Origin of the sequence: Herbaspirillum lusitanum (assembly GCF_026127345.1) — a bacterium.
Lineage (GTDB): Bacteria > Pseudomonadota > Gammaproteobacteria > Burkholderiales > Burkholderiaceae_D > Herbaspirillum > Herbaspirillum lusitanum.
The window spans coordinates 382261-402298 of the sequence record NZ_QXFG01000012.1 but is presented as its reverse complement, the minus strand read 5'-3'; the positions used below and the strand labels follow the sequence as shown (position 1 = coordinate 402298).

Annotated in this window: 17 protein-coding genes; 13 read left to right on the top strand and 4 right to left on the bottom strand. The window is 59.8% G+C overall.

All coding sequences use genetic code 11. The features are described 5' to 3' along the window. The first annotated feature begins 210 nt into the window (after positions 1 to 210). Positions 211 to 912, top strand: a complete 702-nt coding sequence (locus DXT88_RS19395; protein WP_016835895.1) for a hypothetical protein — start codon at positions 211 to 213, stop codon at positions 910 to 912. Between the two features lie 255 nt (positions 913 to 1167). Beyond that, on the top strand, positions 1168 to 2499 hold the full coding sequence (locus DXT88_RS19390; protein ID WP_016835894.1) for a hemolysin family protein: 1332 nt from the start codon (positions 1168 to 1170) through the stop codon (positions 2497 to 2499). 147 nt (positions 2500 to 2646) lie between these two features. Here the strand turns inward: DXT88_RS19390 and DXT88_RS19385 are convergent, their stop codons facing one another. Both DXT88_RS19385 and DXT88_RS19380 read right to left on the bottom strand, forming a co-directional pair. Then, positions 2647 to 3429 (bottom strand): 3-hydroxybutyrate dehydrogenase, encoded by a 783-nt coding sequence (locus tag DXT88_RS19385; protein WP_265215643.1) that lies wholly within the window; start codon positions 3427 to 3429, stop codon positions 2647 to 2649. A 49-nt stretch (positions 3430 to 3478) separates the two neighbouring features. After that, entirely contained in the window at positions 3479 to 4219 is a 741-nt protein-coding gene (locus DXT88_RS19380) for an acetoacetate decarboxylase (protein ID WP_016835892.1), read from the bottom strand. 233 nt (positions 4220 to 4452) lie between these two features. On the opposite strand from DXT88_RS19380, the gene DXT88_RS19375 reads away from it, so the two are divergent. The 4 genes from DXT88_RS19375 to DXT88_RS19360 all read left to right on the top strand — a co-directional run bounded on the left by DXT88_RS19375 (position 4453) and on the right by DXT88_RS19360 (position 9476). Further along, positions 4453 to 5220: a GNAT family N-acetyltransferase gene (locus DXT88_RS19375; protein ID WP_265215642.1), complete on the top strand. Its 768-nt coding sequence runs from the start codon at positions 4453 to 4455 to the stop codon at positions 5218 to 5220. Next, positions 5217 to 6077, top strand: coding sequence for a UDP-2,3-diacylglucosamine diphosphatase (locus DXT88_RS19370; RefSeq protein ID WP_016835890.1), 861 nt, complete (start codon positions 5217 to 5219; stop codon positions 6075 to 6077). Before DXT88_RS19375 ends, DXT88_RS19370 begins: the two co-directional genes overlap by 4 nt. After that, positions 6059 to 7105 (top strand): glycosyltransferase family 4 protein, encoded by a 1047-nt coding sequence (locus DXT88_RS19365; RefSeq protein WP_265215641.1) that lies wholly within the window; start codon positions 6059 to 6061, stop codon positions 7103 to 7105. The genes DXT88_RS19370 and DXT88_RS19365 overlap by 19 nt, the downstream gene beginning before the upstream one ends. Positions 7106 to 7739: 634 nt before the next feature. Then, entirely contained in the window at positions 7740 to 9476 is a 1737-nt protein-coding gene (locus DXT88_RS19360; RefSeq protein WP_265215640.1) for a methyl-accepting chemotaxis protein, read from the top strand. An 82-nt stretch (positions 9477 to 9558) separates the two neighbouring features. Here DXT88_RS19360 and DXT88_RS19355 read toward each other — a convergent pair whose 3' ends face one another. Together DXT88_RS19355 and ppk1 are read right to left on the bottom strand one after the other, a co-directional pair. After that, positions 9559 to 10017: a SixA phosphatase family protein gene (locus DXT88_RS19355; protein ID WP_265215639.1), complete on the bottom strand. Its 459-nt coding sequence runs from the start codon at positions 10015 to 10017 to the stop codon at positions 9559 to 9561. 45 nt (positions 10018 to 10062) lie between these two features. Next, positions 10063 to 12174 (bottom strand): polyphosphate kinase 1, encoded by a 2112-nt coding sequence (gene ppk1 / locus DXT88_RS19350; RefSeq protein ID WP_265215638.1) that lies wholly within the window; start codon positions 12172 to 12174, stop codon positions 10063 to 10065. 387 nt (positions 12175 to 12561) lie between these two features. On the opposite strand from ppk1, the gene pstS reads away from it, so the two are divergent. The 7 genes from pstS to phoR all read left to right on the top strand — a co-directional run bounded on the left by pstS (position 12562) and on the right by phoR (position 19520). Continuing rightward, positions 12562 to 13611 (top strand): phosphate ABC transporter substrate-binding protein PstS, encoded by a 1050-nt coding sequence (gene pstS, locus DXT88_RS19345; RefSeq protein ID WP_265215637.1) that lies wholly within the window; start codon positions 12562 to 12564, stop codon positions 13609 to 13611. Between the two features lie 186 nt (positions 13612 to 13797). After that, the gene (pstC, locus tag DXT88_RS19340) at positions 13798 to 14772 is read left to right on the top strand and encodes a phosphate ABC transporter permease subunit PstC (protein ID WP_016835877.1); all 975 of its coding nucleotides are present in this window, start codon (positions 13798 to 13800) and stop codon (positions 14770 to 14772) included. Continuing rightward, complete coding sequence (gene pstA / locus DXT88_RS19335; protein WP_016835876.1) at positions 14772 to 15686, top strand: phosphate ABC transporter permease PstA; 915 nt, start codon at positions 14772 to 14774, stop codon at positions 15684 to 15686. Before pstC ends, pstA begins: the two co-directional genes overlap by 1 nt. A 42-nt stretch (positions 15687 to 15728) precedes the next feature. Then, positions 15729 to 16514 (top strand): phosphate ABC transporter ATP-binding protein PstB, encoded by a 786-nt coding sequence (gene pstB / locus DXT88_RS19330; RefSeq protein WP_016835875.1) that lies wholly within the window; start codon positions 15729 to 15731, stop codon positions 16512 to 16514. Between the two features lie 160 nt (positions 16515 to 16674). Beyond that, positions 16675 to 17385: a phosphate signaling complex protein PhoU gene (phoU, locus tag DXT88_RS19325; RefSeq protein ID WP_016835874.1), complete on the top strand. Its 711-nt coding sequence runs from the start codon at positions 16675 to 16677 to the stop codon at positions 17383 to 17385. A gap of 39 nt (positions 17386 to 17424) precedes the next feature. After that, entirely contained in the window at positions 17425 to 18102 is a 678-nt protein-coding gene (locus tag DXT88_RS19320) for a response regulator (RefSeq protein WP_265215636.1), read from the top strand. Positions 18103 to 18200: 98 nt separating this feature from the next. Next, entirely contained in the window at positions 18201 to 19520 is a 1320-nt protein-coding gene (gene phoR, locus DXT88_RS19315) for a phosphate regulon sensor histidine kinase PhoR (protein WP_016835872.1), read from the top strand. Positions 19521 to 20038: the final 518 nt, after the last annotated feature.

The following is a 20038-nucleotide window of genomic DNA, read 5'->3' as shown; positions in this document are numbered from 1 at the left end:
AAGGTAAACGATAAGCAGTCGCAACACAGCATGTTGCGACTGTAGTTTTTTATCTGGTAATTCCATCTTCTTTACGCTTCTTCCGTATTTACTGCTCCTTCAGCCGTTTTCCGATTGCCTGTCACGAAGGCCTGATGCTAGCATCAGGCCCGACGCAAGCCACCGCTGCCTGCGTCAGAATTCGAAGACGGGAGCTCTATGAAAAAACACATGATGATCGCAACCGTAGCCGTCCACGGATTGCTGGGAATGCAGTCGGCGTTCGCCGCCGGCGCAATGAATGTCGACGACGCACAAGTCCTCGGCGCCAACAAATGCCAGCTGGAAGCCTGGGGGAAATTCAACCGCGACGGCACCGAGCGCTGGCTCAATCCGTCGTGCAACCTGACCGGCAACCTGGAAGTGTCGTGGGGCAATTCCTGGCAACGCGACGGCGCCGGCATGTACCTGGCCAACAGCCAGTTGCAGGGCAAGACCGTGTTCCGCGAAATGTCGCCCGACAGCTACGGCGTCGGCATGCTGGCCGGCGTGGTGCGCCAAACCGACAGCGGCGACGATGGCCGCCAACGTTCGTGGAATGTCTATTCCAAGCTGCTGACCTCGTTTTCCTTCAAAGACGACGCGGTGCTGTTGCACACCAATCTGGGGGCGATCCGCAAAGGCAAGGAACAGACCACGCGTCTGACCTGGGGACTGGGCAACGAGACGAAGCTGGCGGACCGGCTCTCGTTCATCGGCGAAGTATTCGGCGAGAACAAGGGCAAGCCGTCCTACCAGGCCGGCGTGCGCGCAACGCTGGTGCCGGAGCATGTCGAACTCGACCTGACTTACGGCAATACCTTCGGTGCTGACACGCGCGGCCGCTATGTCGTGCTGGGACTGCGCTTCATCACACCTGAGCTGAAACGCTGAGGCGCTTTTCCTTTGCCGGATTGACATGGTTTTCGACCAGAGGCTTGGTCGTACGCCGTCTCGTGGTAAATTACGTCTTGTGCTTGCAGCAACATGCAAGAGCAGCTAACAAAACCTTCGCAGTTTTTCCCGCTCGCGATTTCTTCATTGCGCATCCCGCGGCCCGGCCCGTCGGACTTCGCGCTGTTTTGTTAGCTGCTCTTCGGCAGGCGTATTTTCTCTCGCATTTTCTCCACTACTCAATAGGTACCCTCGTTGGAAAACATCTTACTGATCGTCGCGGCCCTCTTTCTGGTCGCGCTGAACGGTTTTTTCGTCGCAGCAGAATTCGGTCTGGTCAAACTGCGCCAGACCCGCATCAGAGCCATCGTCAAGACGCAGGGTTTGCGCGGACGCATACTGGCGACTGTCCACAATCAACTCGACGCTTACCTGTCGGCCTGCCAGCTCGGCATCACGCTGGCGTCGCTGGGCCTCGGCTGGATCGGCGAACCGGCTTTTGCCAGCTTGCTCGAACCCCTGTTCGCCTTGCTCGGCGTGAGTTCGCCGGAGCTGATCCACGGCGTGTCTTTCGTGTTCGCCTTCGTGATCATTTCCTTCCTGCATATCGTGGTCGGCGAGCTGGCGCCGAAGTCGATGGCGATCCGCAACCCGGAGCGCATCGGCCTGTGGTGTGCGATGCCGCTGTACGGTTTCTACTGGACGATGTATCCCGCGATCTGGCTGCTCAACCTGAGCGCCAACTGGGTGCTGCGGATTACCGGCCTGGGCGGCGTGCATGGGCATGATTCGCACTATTCCTCGGACGAGCTCAAGCTGATCCTGCGCTCCGGCGGCAAGACCGGCAAGTTCACGCCGCAGGAGTGGAGCGTGCTGGCGCAGTCGCTCGACTTCGGCGACCTCAAGGTGATGGACCTGATGCGTCCGGCCAACGAGATTGTCGCGCTGAGCGCCGCCAATACGCATGATGAAAACATGCAGATCATTTACCGCAACCGTTTCAGCCGCTATCCGTATTTCGACGCCGAGCAGCAGGAGGTGCTGGGGTTGCTGCACCTGAAGGACGTCTTCATCGCGCAGCAGGACGGCAAGGCCATCGTCGATCTGCGCCAATACCTGCGTCCGGTGCAATACATTTCACCGAGCCTGTCGGCGCAGGAACTGCTGCGCCGTTTCCGCACCGGTTCGCCGCACTTCGCGATCATCGGCCGCAAGGGGCAGGTGCCGCTGGGTTTCGTCACGCTGGACAATCTGCTGAGCGTGCTGGTGGGCGAGATCCGCGATGAGTTTCGTCATACCTCCAACGAGTGGACGCGGCAGGACGACGGGACTTTGCTGGGCAAGGGCAGTCTGCCCATCGTGACGCTGGAGCACATGCTGGGCATCGATCTTGAGTATGACGAGACGGTGGATTCGGTTGGCGGCCTGGTGATGGAGAAGCTGGGCGAGGTGCCGAAGGAAGGGCAGAAGGTCGAGTTTCATGCTTTTGACATCGTGGTCAAGAAGATGAAGGGGCCGAAGATTTTGTTGGTCAAGGTTTATCCGAAGATGCAGGATGGGGAGTGGGTAGGGGAGATGGAGGGATAGGTTTTTTCTCTCCGTGTTTTGTTCCGACTTCGTGTGTGTTGTTGCTCGAAGAAAGAACAGCATCAGCAACGAATAAACAGAGTCGGGACACCAAACAAAAAGCCGCCAATCAAGGCGGCTTCTTCATCCAACGTAAGCGGCAACCGCTTACTGCATAAACCAACCATGGCTAACCACCACCGACTGCCCGGTAAGCGCATTGGTGGGAAACGCCGCGAGGAACACCGCCGTCTGCGCCACATCCGCAGTCGTGGTGAATTCACCGTCAACGGTGTCCTTCAACATCACCTTCTTGATCACGTCTTCTTCGCTGATGTTCAGTTCCCTGGCTTGCTCGGGAATCTGCTTCTCCACCAGCGGCGTGCGCACGAAGCCCGGGCAGATCACGTTCGAGCGGATCTTGTCTTTCGCGCCTTCCTTGGCGACCACCTTGGCCAGGCCGATCAGGCCGTGCTTGGCGGTGACGTATGGCGCTTTCAGCGGCGACGCTTCGTGCGAGTGCACCGAACCCATGTAGATGATCGAGCCGCCTTTGCCGGCCTTGATCATCGCGCGCATCGCGGCACGTGTGGTCAGGTAGGCGCCGTCGAGATGGATCGCCAGCATCTTGCGCCAGTTTTCCAGCGTGCTGTCGACGATCGGGGCGATGATCTGGATGCCGGCGTTGCTGATCAGGATGTCGAGCGTGCCATAGGCGGCCACGGCGTCGGCGATGCCCTTGTCCACTTGCGCCTCGTCCACCACGTTCATGGCGACCGCCATGGCGGTGCCGCCGCTCTTGTTGATTTCTTCGGCAGCGGCCTTGGCGGCGTCGAGCGCCAGATCGGCGATGACGACCTTGGCGCCGGCCTTGGCGTATTCGATGGCGATTTCTTTGCCGATACCGCTGGCTGCGCCCGTGATCAGAGCGACTTTATCTTTGAGTACCATGACATTCCCTTTTATTAAGCAAGATATTGAGCAAAAATATTGAACAAAACTATTTAGCAAGATAATCGTAAGCGACCGTGCCCAGCGGCAAAGTCAGGTCAGACAAAATGTGCACCGCCGAGATGACTTCCAGCACCGGCAGGTCGGCGATCGGCGCCAGTGCATGCGAATGCAGGTCCAGCGCGCCGGGACCGGTCCAGGCGCCCTTGATGGTAATGTCGGACAGACTGTACTGTACCAGTTCGCAGATGCGCGGTGTGCCGTCGACGTGGGGAATGATTTTCAGCAGGAAACTGGGCGACCCCAGCGTCTTCGCCACCGCCTCGTGATCGAGCGCGCGGTGCTTGAATCCCATGGTGCCGGTGGCGATGCGGAAGTCGCTGTAATCGAGCGTGCCGACCAGCGTGTCGGTGTGCACGCGCAGCTCGGGCGTGCCGAGTTTTTTCGGAAAGCCCCACAACTCGCGTCCGCCCGCAATCGGCGGATGGTCGTTGAGGTACATGCTGTGCACGTAGCCGCCGGCGACGCCGTTGAGCGTGACAGGAATCACCTGTCCCGACTCGCAATAGTGGCCGAAGCCGGTCGAGTCCGGCATGTTGATGAATTCGAACCTGACGATCGGTTCGACGAACTGCAGCGGCGCCGGAATGATTTTCTTGAGTGCTTCCGGATCGGTGCGGTAGGTGATGATCAGGAATTCGCGATCGACGAAGCGATAAGGACCAGGCGGGAAAGCCGGGTTGTGGATGGGCATGGCGAAAGCATTGCGACGGATTTCGTCTTCAGTCATGGCGTCTTTCTGTATGGGGAGGGGATGAAACGAACGGTAATGCACTCCAGCTTGTTCGAGGGAAGGCATCGCATTAAGTTCACGTCTTTACCGCCCATTGTCGGTCCGCAAACCTTGCCGGAGGCTGACAGCGTGCTGCTGTTGCTATCCGGCCATGCCGTGCCCGTGTGTCATTGGCCTGAAATAATCGACAGTTACGCTCTGCATCGTTGTCAACTGAAAAAGGACGATGCATGAGACTGCTCACCACCCCGGCAGATGCTAACCCCAGTTCTTCCAAACTGTCACTGAGTCTGGCCACCACGCCGGAAGAAGTCCGCGAAGTACAGCGTTTGCGCTACAAGGTTTTCATTGAAACCATGAACCTGTCGGCGCTGGCCAATGCAGAAGGTCTCGACAAGGACGAATTCGACGACTACTGCGACCACCTGATCGTACGCGACAACAAGACTCTGAGCGTGGTCGGCACCTACCGCGTGATGAGTCCCCACGCCGCACGCCGCATGGGCAAGTTCTACTCGGAGCAGGAATTCGACCTGAGCCGCCTCGACAATATCCGCAACGTCATCTGCGAAGCCGGCCGTGCCTGCATCCATCCGGACTACCGCAGCGGCGCCGTCATCATGCTGCTGTGGGCCGGCATCGCCGACTTCATGCGCCGCGAGCGTTGCGACTACCTGATGGGTTGCGCCAGCGTCAGCCTGGCCGACGGCGGCCACAATGCGGCGGCGCTGTATCACGCCTTCCGCGAAAACAACATGGCGCCGCAAGAGTACAGCGTCACGCCGCACACCGCCTTCCCGATCGAAGAACGCGAAGCCGGCCACCAGCCGCAAGTGCCGCCGCTGTTGCGCGGCTACCTGCGCAGCGGCGCATGGGTTTGCGGCGAACCGGCCTGGGATCCTGATTTCCACTCCGCCGATTTCTTCCTGCTGCTGCCCCTGGCCAAGCTGGATGGCCGCTACGCCCGCCACTACCTGAAAGAATCGAGAGCCGCATGAGATCACGCGATCAATTTCTGGATGCCAACGGTATAGACGCCACTCTGGGAACGAAACGCGATCCTCTCCATTTTCGCACCATCTGGATCTCGGACGTGCATCTCGGCACGCCGGGATGCCAGGCGCAACGGTTGCTTGAATTCCTGCGCGCCACCGAGTCCGAGACGCTCTATCTGGTCGGCGATATCATCGACGGCTGGCAGCTCAAGCGTCGCTGGTACTGGGAACAAAGCCACAACAACGTGGTGCAGACGGTGCTCAAGAAAGCCAAGAAGGGCACCAATGTCATTTTTGTGCCGGGCAACCACGACGAAGTCATCCGCCAGTTCATCGACCTCGATTTCGGCGGCATCAAGATCCGCGACGAACTGGTGCACACCACCGCCAACGGCAAGCGCATGCTGGTCATCCACGGCGACCGTTTCGACGGCGTCATCGCCTGCGCCAAGTGGCTGGCCTATGTCGGCGACAACCTGTACACCATGATCCTCAAGTTCAACCAGTGGTTCAACAGCTGGCGCGCGCGTGCCGGATTGCCCTACTGGTCGCTGTCGCAGTACCTCAAGGGCAAGGTCAAGAACGCGGTCAACTACATCACCTCGTTCGAAGATGCGCTGGCTGCCGAAGCCTCCAAGAAGGGCCTCGACGGCGTCATCTGCGGACACATCCACAAACCGGAAATCCGCGACATCAACGGCATCAAGTACTGCAACGACGGCGACTGGGTGGAAAGCCTGTCGGCCCTGGTGGAAGACGAAGCCGGCGAACTGCGCCTGGTGACCTGGGGCGAAATCATGCAACTGAAGAAGAGTTCCAAACTGGCCGGAGTAGAAGATTTATGCGCATTGCCATCGTAAGCGACGCGGGCGAACCGCAAGTCAATGGCGTAGTCAACACCCTGCGGGCAACGCAACAGTGCCTGCGCAACAAAGGCCACGAGGTACTGATGCTGGCGCCGCGCGATTTCCGCACGTTCGCCTGTCCGACCTATCCAGAAATACGGCTGGCCTACAAGCCGTATGCCAAGATCGCCGCCGCGCTGGATGCGTTCAAGCCGGACTGCATCCACATCTCCACCGAAGGCCCGATGGGTCTTGCGGCGCGTCGTTACTGCCTCAAGCACAAACTCGATTTCACCACCGCCTATCACACGCGCTTCCCGGAATACCTGAGCGCCCGCAAGCTGTTGCCGAAGGCGCTGACGTATCGGTTGATGCGCTGGTTCCACGGTCCGTCCAAAGCGATCATGGTGCCGACGCCGAAGATGAAGGAATCGCTGGAAAAGAACGGCTTCCGCAACGTCGCCTTGTGGGGCCGCGGCGTCGACACCGAACATTTCAAGCCGGCGACGGAAGACCACGCCTGCATCGCCCGACCGCTGTTTCTGTACGTTGGCCGCGTCGCCGTCGAAAAGAATATCGAAGCTTTCCTCAAGCTCGACTTGCCCGGTTCCAAATGGGTGATCGGCGACGGGCCGCAGCGCGAAGAACTCGAGCAGCGTTATCCGCAGGTGCGCTTCCTCGGCGCCAAGGGGCATGATGAATTGCCGGCGTATTACAACTGCGCCGACGTGTTCGTGTTCCCCAGCCGCACCGACACCTTCGGGCTGGTGCTGGCCGAAGCCATGGCCTGCGGCGTACCGGTTGCGGCGTATCCGGTCGAAGGACCGATAGACGTCGTGGCCGACGGCTTTTCCGGCGCCTTGAACGAAGAGCTCGACGTCGCCTGCATGGATGCCTTGCAGTTGTCGCGCGACGACGTGCGCGCGCATGCGCTGACGTATTCCTGGGATGCCGCCACTCAGCAATTCCTGCAGCATCTGCACTATGCCCGGAGCGCCGCTCCGATGGAATTGGGCAGTGCCGTGCTGCACGATTCCCGTTGAGCATGCACTGATCTCAGGTTCCTGCCGGTCCCGTTCGCGGGCCGGTGCCGGCAATGAGTGGGAGAGTGTCAATGGAGCGGTTTTGAACCTGGGCGCAAGCGCTGCATGTCGTGTTGATCCAGGAAAAACGAACGAGCCCGCCCGATCCGTCGTGCGGGCTTTTTTCATGCGTTTTTTCAGCTCGCGTGCGCTGCTTTCGTGCGTCCGGATTGCGTTTAAGGCAACTATGCGATAAAGGTATAGTTACATGCGCACAAAGCATTAGCCTTGTTTTCGGCGCTTATCTAAGATGCGGCACAAGCATCAAAAGGACTATGAAACGCCGGAACAGACCACGCGCGCAGACGCGGCATTCACGGCGATACGGAGCAGCCGAGGCAGGGAGAACCCGCCTTGGCGCACCGCGTTTTCCCGAACAATAAATATTGCCGTACGCCAAGAAAAATCGGGGCGAAACCCGTACAATTAAAAGATATCCAGGCAGGCATGAATCCTGCTGACGAGACAAGGTAGACCGTCCGCCGGTGAGTCCGGGTTCGATCTGCCGGCAACAGCAAGCACAGCAAGTAGGGTCACTATCCGGCGGTTTGCATCTTCAGGGACGGCAGTTTTTTATCAGGGGAAGTTGAGCGTTATGATTTCAAATATCAAAATTGGTGCACGTCTTGCACTGGGATTCTGTCTGGTCTTGCTCTGCGCAGCGGCGATCCTGCTCAACGGCCTGTGGCGCATGACCCAGATGGAAAGCAGCAGCGCCTACATCATCGATCAGAAGGTCGCCAGCATGACCGCGGCAATGAGCATGCGCGAATCCGGCAGTGCTTTGGCGCTGGCCTTGCGCAAGGTGGTCACGCCTACCGATGCCGCCGAAGGCCAGCAGGAAAACCAGCGCCTCGCCAAGATCCTGCAGGCCTATGCGGGCTATGAAGGCCAGCTCACCAAACTGACTTCCACCGACAAGGGCAAGGCATTGCTGACGGCTTCCGCCGCCGAACGCAAGGTGCTGTTCCCGATCGTCGAAAAGATCCGTGAAATGGTCGGCGCCGGCAATTACTTCGACGCCGCGCAACTCCTCAAGAGCGATTTCCTGCCGTCCTACGACAAGTGGATGGCCAGCGTGGCCGCACTCGCCGCGTATCAGCAGGAAGACATGTCGGCAGCCTATGTCGAATTCCAGAACAGCTATCACAGCGGCCGGATCGGCATGATCGTGATCGGACTGGTGACGCTGCTGCTGGGCGCCTTCTTCACCTGGTCGATCACCCGCACCATCACCGCGCCGCTGCTGCGCGCCGGCAAGATCACCGAAACCATCGCCAGCGGCGACCTGACCCAGACCGTGGAAGAGAAGAGCCACGACGAAGCGGGCCAACTGGTGCATTCGCTCAATACGATGCAGACCAAGCTGGCGGCGACCGTCAATGAAATCAAGCAGAGCGCGGCCATCATCGCGGTGGCGTCGCAAGAGATCGCCACCGGCAATGCCGACCTGTCGAACCGCACCGAATCGCAGGCTTCCAGCCTGGAAGAAACCGCCAGCTCAATGGAACAGCTGACCTCGACGGTCAAGCAGAACGCCGAGAATGCGCACCAGGCCAACCAGCTGGTGATGTCGGCTTCCGACTACGCCGTCAAGGGCGGCAAGGTGGTCGGCGACGTGGTGCAGACCATGGGTTCGATCAAGGAAAGCTCGCGCAAGATCGTCGACATCATCGGCGTCATCGACGGCATCGCGTTCCAGACCAATATCCTTGCGCTCAATGCTGCGGTTGAAGCCGCGCGCGCAGGTGAACAGGGCCGTGGCTTCGCCGTGGTGGCGTCGGAAGTGCGCAGCCTGGCGCAACGCTCGGCGTCGGCCGCCAAGGAAATCAAGACCCTGATCGGCGACTCGGTCAGCAAGGTCGATGCCGGCGGCAAGCTGGTCGATGAAGCCGGTGTGACCATGAGCGAGATCGTCACCTCGGTCAAGCACGTGGCCGACATCATGGGCGAGATCACCGCCGCCAGCAAGGAACAGAGCGCGGGCATTGCCGAAGTCAACGGCGCCATCGCCCAGATCGATGAAATCACCCAGCAGAATGCGGCCCTGGTCGAACAGGCTGCGGCGGCCGCCGAGAGTCTGCAGGAACAGGCCGATCTGCTGGCGCGCGCGGTCGGCGTCTTCAAGATCGACAATGCCGCTTTCGCTGCCCAGCCTGTAAATACACCGTCGATGCTGAAGACCGTTAATCCGCCGTTGGAGCTGGCGACCGAAGCTGCAACGCATGCAGCTCCGGCGATCAAGCCGGCGGCAGCGCGCAAGACGACCCTGGCGCCGACGCCGAAGCGTCAGGTTACGCCACAGGACGAAGGCAGTTGGGAAGAGTTCTGACCAATTTTGACCGGCGTTGACCTGAGTGATCAGGTCCGGTTGTTAAAAAGGCTGCTCGATGAGCAGCCTTTTTCTATTTCGATCACTTTGAAATCAGGTCCGGCGCCATCACCGCACGCAAATAATTGGTGGTGATGTCGCCGCGTTCACGCTGGGCAATCCACCACACGTTGGCTTTGCGGATCGACCATTCCTGCTGCTGGCCGCCGATCAGTTGCGCGGCGACCAGGCCCAGTGTCGGTTGATGGCCGATCACCAGCACCGGTTCGCGGCTGTCGGGCCAGTTGGCGGCGGCGAGCAGGTCTTGCGGACTTTTGTCGGGCGCCAGGTCGGGATGGATCTTGAACTTGCGGCCCAGTGCTTCGGCCGTTTGCAGGGTGCGCGTGGCCGGGCTGACCAGGATGCGGCAGCTCTCGGGAAGGTTGCGGTCGAGCCAGTCGGCCATCTTCCAGGCCTGCTTGTGTCCCTTGCCGGTGAGGGCGCGGCCTTCATCGGGTTCGCCGAGTTCTGCTTCGGCATGACGCCATAAGATCAGTTCCATGGGATTCACCTCCGGTGGATAAGCTGCAAAACAAGCTGGGCCGCGTCATTCTTCGCCGAGCGGGGCGGCAATGCCGAGCGTGTGCATCAGGTAGGCCTGGGCGCTGAACGCAGCCTGGCGCGTGCGGGCTTTTTTCTGCACATATACGCCGTCGCAGTTCAGGTGCCAGGCGTTGGTGTTGTCCTTCAGGTAGGGATCGAGGCCTTCGGTGATGACGCGTTTCTTGAGCGCCTTGTCCAGTATCGGGAAGGCGACTTCGATGCGGCGGAACAGGTTGCGGTTCATCCAGTCGGCGCTCGAGAGATAGACATCGTGCGCCAGATCATTGCGGAAATAATAGATGCGCGAGTGTTCCAGGTAGCGCCCGATCACCGAGCGTACGCGGATGTTCTCCGACAGGCCGGCCATGCCCGGGCGTAGTGCACAGGCGCCGCGCACGATCAGGTCGATCTTGACGCCGTCGGCCGAGGCCGCGTACAGCGCGCGGATCACCGATTCGTCCAGCAACGCGTTCATCTTGGCGATGATGCGCGCCGGCCGCCCTTCGCGCGCGATCTGCGCTTCGTTGCGGATGGCGCGGATGATTTCCTTTTGCAGCGAAAACGGCGCCAGCCACAAATGATTGAGGGTGCGCGGCTTGGTCAGCGTGGTCAGGTGGATGAACACTTCGTTGACCTCGGCGGTCAGTTCGCGGTGCGAGGTCAGCAGGCCGAAGTCGGTATAGAACTTGGTCGTGGTCGGGTGATAGTTGCCGGTGCCGAGGTGGGCGTAGAAGTGCAGGGCGTTGTCTTCACGGCGGATCACCAGCGCAATCTTGGCGTGGGTCTTGAGGCCGACCACGCCGTAGACGACTTGCGCGCCCGCTTGTTCCAGCTTGACCGCCCAGTTGATGTTGGCTTCTTCGTCGAAGCGCGCCATCAGCTCCACGATGACGGTGACTTCCTTGCCGCGCTGGGCGGCATGGATCAGCGCCTCCATCAGGTCGGAATTCATGCCGGTGCGGTAAATCGTTTGCTTGATCGCCATCACGTTGGGGTCTTGTGCCGCCGTGCGGATGAAATCCACCACCGGCTGGAACGACTGGAACGGATGATGCAGCAACACGTCGCGCTTCTTCAGCACGGCGAAAATATTTTCATTCTGCAAATGCGGCGGCAGCGTCTGCGCAAACGGCGGGAAGCGCAGCGCCGGCTCCGACACCAGGTCGACCAGTTCCGACAGGCGCACCAGGTTCACCGGCCCCTTGACGGCATACAGGCGATTGCGCTCGATCGAGAACTGCTCGAGCAGGAATTGCGCGAGGTGTTCCGGGCAATTGCTGGCGACCTCGAGACGCACGCCGACGCCGAACTGGCGGCTCTGCAATTCGGTCTGCAAAGCCTGCCGCAGGTTCTTGACTTCTTCCTCGTCGACCCACAGGTCGCTGTTGCGCGTGACGCGGAACTGCGAATAGGCGGTAATCTCGCGGCCGGTAAACAATTCGCCGATATGCGCATGGATCACCGAGGACAACAGGCAGAACGACACGCCTTTCTTGTCCGACAGCTCGTCAGGAAGGCGGATCACGCGCGGCAGAACGCGCGGCGCCTTGACGATGGCGATCGCCGTGCCGCGGCCGAAGGCATCCTTGCCGGACAGTTCGATGATGAAGTTCAGACTCTTGTTCAACACCTGCGGGAACGGATGGGCCGGATCGAGGCCGATCGGCGTCAGCAGCGGCCGCACGTTATGTTCGAAGTACTGCCTGACCCAGGCGCGCTGGGCGTCGTTGCGGTCCTCGTGGCGCAACAGGCGGACGCCCTTGTTGGCCAGCTGCGGCAGGATGTCCTTGTTCAGCAACTCATACTGGCGCGCCACGATCTGGTGGCATTCGATACTGGTGCGTTCCAGCGCCGCGCTCAGTTCGGGCGGATCGATGTGTTCGCCTTCAATACGATTAGCCAGCAGGCTGGCGATGCGCACTTCAAAGAATTCGTCGAGGTTGCTGCTGCAGATGCACAGATAGCGCAGACGCTCGAGCAAGGGAATCTGCTTGTTCTCGGCTTGTGCCAGCACCCGGCGGTTGAACGCCAGTTGGGACAGTTCGCGGTTGAGGTAAATGGCGGTCGGATTGATTTCCGTGTGTGCGTTATCATCCGGTTTTTCTTTTCTGGTCATGCGCCGATCCCATTGGTGTCCATAGCAATTTTTCGCAGTGTAGGGTGGCTGTATGACAAGTTAATGACAAGCCCCGGGGGCTTTGTCACAAATGCCGTGTCCGTCCGCATCTGCATTTCCACCAGGAAATTGTCTCGTAAGTCCTGATTCTAACCCCGCTTGCGCGGTGTCTTCCTTGTTGTCGATCAAGCAACGCCTTCTTTTCCTTTCATGACAAGGGCGGGTCATAAACTCGTCACATTTGCTGGTTAAAGTTCACCCCGTCCCAGGAACGCATTCCATCAGTTCCGCAAGTTTCTTCATGAATGCCGTCGGACGGTACAGGTAAGGCGGCACTGCATGAATGGGTTCTTCGACAAACTATCTCGTCAAACAAAGGAGCAAGACATGGGGTTCAATCACATTCTTAAATCTGTTGCGGTAGCAGTATGCGGTACGGTCGCGTTTTCCGCGGCAGTGCACGCAGCAGAAATCACCGGCGCAGGCGCATCGTTCCCGTATCCGATCTACGCCAAATGGGCGGAATCGTACAAGGCGGCTACCGGCAACAGCCTGAACTACCAATCCATCGGTTCCGGCGGCGGCATCAAGCAAATCAAGGCCAAGACCGTTGACTTCGGCGCATCCGATGCCCCGCTGTCGCAAGCCGAGCTCGAGGCTGACGGCCTGACGCAATTCCCGGCAGTGGTCGGCGGCGTCGTGCCGGTCATCAACCTCGACGGCACGACTCCAGGCCAGGTCAAGCTGTCCGGTCAAGTGCTGGGCGATATCTACTCGGGCAAGATCACCAAGTGGAACGCTCCTGAAATCGCCGCCCTGAACGCAGGCGTCAAGCTGCCGGCGGAAGACATCACCGTGGTCTACCGTTCCGACGGTTCGGGCACCTCGTTCGTGTTCACCAGCTACCTGTCGAAGGCCAACGCAGACTTCAAGTCGAAGATCGGCGCAGGCACTGCAGTCAAGTGGCCGGTCGGCGTGGGCGGCAAGGGTAACGAAGGCGTCGCCGCCAACGTGCAAAAGGTCAAGGGCGCAATCGGCTACGTCGAATACGCTTACGTGAAGAAGAACAAGCTGAACTACACCCAGCTGAAGAACAAGGACGGCGCCTTCGTGTCGCCTGACGACGCAACATTCAAGGCAGCGACTGCTGCTGCCGACTGGGCCAAGACTCCAGGTTTCGCAGTTGACTTCACCGATGCCGCCGGCAAGAACAGCTGGCCTATCAGCAGCGCGACTTTCATCCTGTTGCACAAGGCACAAGCTGCCGACGGCGCCAAGGGCAAGGAAGTCCTGAAGTTCTTCGACTGGGCTTACAAGAACGGCGGCACAGCTGCAGCCGATCTGGACTATGTGCCGCTGCCGGCCGCAGTCATCAAGCTGGTTGAAGATTCCTGGAAAGTCAATGTCAAGGACAGCGCCGGCAAGGCAATCTGGTAATCAGAGATCGCAAGATCCAGTCAGTCAGAACTTGTTTTTCGGTAGTGCATTGAATGATGTATAGCGGATTGCGGCGGCGTTCACCATCGCCGCAATCCGCACCAAATGGTGAAAATAATGAGCTCAAACATCTCTGCCACGACCATGTCGAACACCGATTTAGGTAAGCCTCCCGCAGATAGCGCCATGCAACAAGCTCAGCACGCGCACGCCGCGTTGTTGGCGACCATGCGCAAGCAGCGCATTCAAGATTTCCTCTTTCATAAAGTCACGCTGATCTTCGCCTTGTCGGTACTGGTGATGCTCGGCGGGATTATCGTTTCCCTCTTCATCGGCGCCTGGCCGGCTTTCCATGAGTTCGGCCCCGGCTTCATCACACGCGTCGAGTGGGACCCGGTCAATGACCAATACGGCGCCGCGATCGCCATCGTCGGCACGCTGACGACGTCGCTGATTGCATTGCTGATCGCCTTTCCGGTCAGCTTCGGTATCGCGCTGTTTCTTACTGAAATCTGCCCGAGCCGCCTGCGTCGTCCGCTCGGCACGGCAGTCGAGCTGCTGGCCGGCGTGCCCAGCATCATCTACGGCATGTGGGGCTTGTTCGTGTTCGCGCCGCTGTTCGCCGAATACGTCCAGCCGGCCCTGAAAGCCACCATCGGCCAACTGCCGGTGATCGGCACCTTGTTCCAGGGCCCGACCATGGGCATCGGCATCCTGACCGCCGGCCTGATCCTGTCGGTCATGATCATTCCGTTCATCGCTTCGGTGATGCGCGACGTGTTCGAGGTGGTGCCTGCCGTGCTCAAGGAATCCGCTTACGGCCTCGGCTGTACGCGCTGGGAAGTAGTGCGCAAGGTGGTGCTGCCTTACACCAAGACCGGTGTGGTCGGCGGCGTCATGCTGGGTCTCGGTCGGGCGCTTGGCGAAACCATGGCGGTCACCTTCGTGATCGGCAATTCGCACCGCCTCTCGTGGTCGCTGTTCGCCGCCGGCAACAGCATCGCCTCCACGCTCGCCAATGAAATCGCTGAAGCATCGTCGACGCTGCACGTATCGTCGCTGTTCGCACTCGGTCTGATCCTGTTCGTGATCACTTTCATCGTGCTGGCCGTGGCGAAGGTGATGTTGATGGGTATGACACGCAAGGAAGGCGCCAAATAATGAACCAACAAGTCACTCCGCAAGCCGGCTCGAACAAAAACGAGACTGCCATTCCGCTGAACTCGCCCTTGAATCCGGTCTATCGCCGCCGCCTGCTGCAACATCGCATCGGCATGCTGTTCTCGTTCCTGGCGATGGCCGCCGGCCTGATCGTGCTGGCCTGGATCCTGCTGACGCTGCTGATCAAGGGCTTCGGCGCACTCAACATCGGCATGCTCACGCAAAACACGCCATCGCCGGGCGGCGACGGCGGCGGTCTGCTCAACCCTATCATCGGCAGCCTGATGATGGTCGGCCTCGGTACCTTGATCAGCACACCGATCGGCATCCTGGCGGGCATCTATCTGGCCGAATACGGCGAAGAGAGCAAGCTTGCGCAGACCACGCGTTTCGTGACCGACATCATGCTGTCGGCGCCGTCGATTGTCATCGGTTTGTTCGTCTACGCGATCTATGTCGCCAACGTCGGCCACTTCTCCGGCTGGGCCGGCACCTTCGCGATCTCGCTGATTGCGATCCCGGTGATAGTGCGTACGACCGACAACATGTTGAAACTGGTGCCGAGCAGCCTGCGCGAAGCAGCCTTCTCGCTCGGCGCACCGCGCTGGAAAGTGGCAATGATGGTGCGCCTGCGCGCCGTCAAGGCCGGCGTGGTGACCGGCGTGCTGCTGGCGGTGGCGCGTATCTCGGGTGAAACGGCGCCGTTGCTGTTCACCGCGCTCAACAACCAGTTCTTCAGTACCAACATGAACAGGCCGATCGCCAACCTGCCGGTGGTGATCAACCAGTTCGCCATGAGTCCTTACGACAACTGGGTAGCACTTGCATGGGGTGGCGCCTTGCTGATCACCGTCAGCGTGCTCGCACTGAATATTCTGTCCCGCACCATGTTCAGCCAACGCGTCCCTGGTTAATTGATACCGGACAACCGATAAGCGAATCGACAAGTGAATACTATGACTACGCAAACATCCGCAACAGCAGACAAGAAATCGACCATTGAAATTTCGCAGCTGAATTTCTACTACGGCGGTTTCCAGGGCCTCAAGAACATCAATCTCAATATCTTCGAAGGCAAGGTCACCGCCTTCATCGGCCCGTCGGGCTGCGGCAAGTCGACCCTGCTGCGCACCTTCAACCGCATGTACGACCTGTACCCGGGTCAACGCGCCGAAGGCAAGATCATGTACGCCGGCAACAACATCCTTGAATCCGGCCAGGATCTGAACATGTTGCGCGCCAAGGTCGGCATGGTGTTCCAGAAGCCGACGCCATTCCCGATGTCGGTCTACGACAACATCGCCTTCGGCATCCGCCTGTACGAAAACCTGCCCAAGGGCGAAATGGACGAGCGCGTCGAATGGGCCCTGAACAAGGCGGCGCTGTGGGGTGAAGTCAAGGACAAGCTGAACAAGAGCGGCCTGTCCCTGTCGGGTGGTCAGCAACAACGCCTGTGCATCGCCCGCGGCGTCGCGGTCAAGCCGGAAGTGTTGCTGCTGGACGAACCGACTTCGGCGCTGGATCCGATCTCGACCGCCAAGGTGGAAGAACTGATCGGCGAGCTGAAGAAGGACTACACCATCGCCATCGTCACGCACAACATGCAGCAAGCGGCGCGCTGCTCGGATTACACCGCCTACATGTACCTGGGCGAGTTGATGGAGTTTGGCGAGACCGACCAGATTTTCATGAATCCGGCACGCAAGGAAACCCAAGACTACATAACAGGCCGTTTTGGTTAAGGGGCACCGCATAAGCTACTGCGCGCACCGATCTCCGAGTGGCGATGCTCGCCGTACTCCTGTACGGCTGCGCTTCTCACTCAGACCTCGGCGCTGCTCGCTACGCTTCTGCCGCACCCTTTGAAGTTATCTAATTTAAAAAATTTTTTAAGGACGTCACATGACAGGCGATCACTCTTCCAAGCAATACGATGCCGATCTGGAAACTATTCGTTCCAAAGTGCTGGCCATGGGCGGCATGGTGGAGCGTCAGTTCCAGGATGCGATTTCGGCTTTCCGTAACGGCAATCTTGAGCTGGCCGCACGCGTGATGAAGGACGACGAGTCAGTCAATCGCCTGGAAGTCGAACTCGACGATGCCTGCAGCCACCTGATCGTGCGTCGCCAGCCGACCGCCAACGACCTGCGCACCGTGATGGCGACCATCAAGATCATCACCGACCTGGAACGCGTCGGCGACGAAGCCACCAAGATCGCCCGCAATGCGATCCACCTGCACAAGCGCGGCGTCGGCCCGATCAATCATTATGAAACCGTGCGCGTCATCGCCGAAGAAGCGTCGGAAATGCTGCGCAGCGCACTCGATTCCTTTGCACGTCTCGATACCGAACAGGCGACCGCACTGATCGCCCAGGATGCCAGCATCGACCACGGCTTCCGTTCGATCACGCGCAGCCTGGCGACCTTCATGATGGAAGATCCGCGCACCATCTCGGCCTCGATCGACACGCTGTGGGTGGCCAAGGCCATCGAGCGCATCGGCGACCACGCCAAGAACATCGGCGAATACGTGATCTACGTTGTCGGCGGCAAGGATATTCGTCATACCGATTTCGGTTCGGCGCAGATTTCCGTGACCGAAGAAGATTGAACCGGCGTTTTCCTTGAACCATTCAGATAGCGCAACTCCATGACTACCATCCTGATCGTTGAAGACGAGCCTTCGATTGCCGAGCTGATTGCCTTCACGCTCAAGGAGGCAGGATGGTCGAGTTTCGTGGTGTCCAATACGGCCGCAGCGTGGGAATTCGTCCAGCGCCGCGCGCCGCAACTGGTGCTGCTGGACTGGATGCTGCCTGACCGCAGCGGCCTGCACCTGTTGTCGCGCATCCGCGGCGACCGCCAGCTGCAACAGCTGTCGGTGATCATGCTGACCGCCAAAAGCATGGAAGAGGACAAGATCGCCGGCCTCGACAACGGCGCCGACGACTACATCACCAAGCCGTTTTCGCCGCGCGAACTGACGGCGCGCATCAAGGCGCTGCTGCGCCGCAAGAGCCCGGAGTTCGCCCAGGAAGAAATGACGGTCGGTCCGGTCACGCTCGATCCGGCCAGCTGCTCGGTGGCGCTCAGCGGCGACAAGATCGACATCGGCCACGCCGAATACAAGTTGCTGAAGTTCTTCATGGCGCATCCTGACCGCGTGTTTTCACGCAGCCAGTTGCTGGACCGCGTCTGGGGCGACCATGTCGTCATCGAAGAACGCACCGTCGACGTCCACGTCCTGCGCCTGCGGAAAGCGTTGCGCGACGCCGAGCACCTGATCAAGACGGTGCGCAGCGTCGGCTACATGCTGTCGGCAAAATAACAAAAGCAACGAAGCCCGGGAGACGCGCGAGGCGCCTGGAATTCCGAAAGACCTCTATACTGGACGACTGTTCCAGTCCTGAAACTAACGAGCATCACATGAGTCCACAACTGCTGTTCTGGGTTCCGGCGGCCTTGCGCTTCCTGATCTGCCTGATTGGCGTCTGCGTCGTCTGGTTTTTCTTCGGCGCCACCGCCGGGCTGATCGTCGCCCTGGCCGGCATGGGCGCGCTGGCGTTTACCCAATTGCATTACCTGTTCCGCCTCGGCAGCTGGCTCGACAATCCCAGCCACGCCAAGCTGCCGGACGGCTGGGGCGCCTGGACCGATATTTTTGCGCGCCTGTACCGCATGCGTCGCGACGACGAAAAAAACCAGATCGAACTGGCCGAATGGCTGGCGCGTTTCCGCCAGGCCATGAGCCTGCTGCCGGATGGCGTGGTGATCATGGACGACGTGCTGTTCCTCGAATGGTGCAATCCGGCGGCGCAGCAACACCTGGGTTTGCAGCTCGAGCGCGACAAGGGCATGCGCGTCACCAACCTGATCCGCAATCCTGCCTTCATCGATTACATCATTCTCGGCCGCTATGAGCAGCCGCTGACCCTGAGCGTGCAGGAGCGTAAGCTGATCGTGCAGATCATCCCATTCGAAAACCGCCGCCAGATCCTGGTCACCCACGACGCCACCGAATCGGAGCGCATCGACATGATGCGCCGCGACTTCATCGCCAACGCCTCGCATGAATTGCGCACGCCGCTGACGGTGATCAACGGCTTCCTCGAAATCGCGCTGGCGCAACCGAACCTCGACACCGACGTGCGCACCGCGCATCTCAAGCTCATGACCGAGCAGGGGCAGCGCATGCAGAACCTGATCGGCGACATGCTGACGCTGACGCGGCTGGAGTCGGTCGACTATCCATTGCGTTCGGAACGCGTGCACGTGCGTCCGCTGCTGGAAGGCATTCTGGAAGAAGCCAAGGCGCTGTCGTCAGGCAAGCACCAGATCACGCTGGAAGCCGACGGCCCCGATCTGCAGGGCAACGTCGACGAACTGCGCAGCGCCTTCAGCAACCTGGTTTCGAATGCGGTGCGCTATACGCCGCAAGACGGCATCATCAAGTTGTACTGGGAGCGCAAGGCGGGCGGCGGCGCGCAATTCGTCGTCAGGGACAACGGCATCGGCATCAGCCAGGAACACATCTCGCGCCTGACCGAGCGCTTCTACCGCGTCGACAAGAGCCGCTCGCGCGAGACGCAAGGCACCGGCCTGGGCCTGGCCATCGTGCGCCATGTCTTGCTGCGCCATCGCGCCACCCTTGGCGTGGAATCGGTGCCGGACAAGGGCAGCACCTTTACGGTGGGTTTCCCGGCGAATGTGCTGATCGAGGAATTTGTGCCGGTGGAGCGCAACTGAGTTCAACTGCGTTCAGCTGAGTTGCTGTCACCGATGGTGCGGAAGACAGAGTTGAAGGTCGCCCGATTGATGGCGACCTCAGGATAAATTCAACAAGTAACCGAGTCGGTGCAGGTTGCAGAACCGGTTGTGGTACCGATTGTGTCACCGGTTGTACCATTGGCTGCTGCATCGCCTGTGGCGCTGGTTGGGCAGTTTGCAGGGGCGCTTGCCTCGGCTCTGGTTTGACGGTCCTTCCGGTATAACTCAGCTTGCGCAGTTCCGGCTCGCCGACGGATTCATCCATCAGGGTGAAGGCTATGCTGCCGGGCATGATGCCCATCAAAGCGATGACCAGTTCGGTGCGCACGTATTTGTTTCGCCGGGATAAACCACAAGCGACTCTCAAAAAGGGCGTTGACGGCCTTGTCCCGGCGTTTTGAACGCCTGCTCCTTTGAACCCGCAGAAACACAAGAGCTTGCCGCGATGCAGACTTTTTCTGCAAAGGCCGCAGTGATCCCCGGCGGCGGCTGTCAAC